The sequence below is a fragment of the Pseudomonas sp. TREG-RG-20F-10-E-6-01 genome (genome assembly GCF_022662455.1).
In the GTDB taxonomy this organism is placed as follows: domain Bacteria; phylum Pseudomonadota; class Gammaproteobacteria; order Pseudomonadales; family Pseudomonadaceae; genus Aquipseudomonas.
The window spans coordinates 1-607 of sequence record NZ_JAKNQP010000041.1 but is presented as its reverse complement, the minus strand read 5'-3'; the positions used below and the strand labels follow the sequence as shown (position 1 = coordinate 607).

Annotated in this window: 1 protein-coding gene; it reads left to right on the top strand. The window is 54.7% G+C overall.

What is annotated here, in order from left to right:
* Positions 1-607 (top strand): immunoglobulin-like domain-containing protein (locus L8K08_RS30180; protein WP_242201989.1); only part of this gene is annotated, 607 nt, incomplete at both ends.

The window sequence follows — 607 nt, the reverse complement described above, 5'->3', positions numbered from 1 at the left end:
TCCGGCCAACGATGTCTACAACAACGGTTCGACCGTCAACACGACGATCACCAACGCTACCGGTGGCAACTTCGAGAATCTGGCAACAAACCCAGCGCCAGCCACCACCACGATCACCGACTCGATCGACACAACCACCGTCACTTTGACGGCTGATCCATCGGTCGTTGAAGGCGGCAACATTACCTACACCGCTACGCTGACTAACCCGGCGCAAACTGCGGTGACTGTGACGCTTTCCAATGGTCAGACGATCAATATCGAAGCGGGTAAGTCCAGCGGAACTGTAGTTTTCGAAACTCCGGCCAACGACGTCTACAACAATGGTTCGACTGTCAGCACCACTATTACCAGTGCAACTGGCGGTAACTTTGAGAACTTGGTTCCAGGTACTGCCCCAGCGGTCACCACGATCACTGATTCGATCGACACCACTACCGTCACTCTGACGGCAGATACATCGGTCGTTGAAGGCGGCAACATCACTTACACCGCCACGCTGACCAATCCAGCGCAAACCGCTGTGACGGTTACCTTGAGCAACGGCCAGACGATCAATATCGAAGCAGGCAAGTCCAGCGGAACTGTAGTTTTCGAAGCTCCAGCC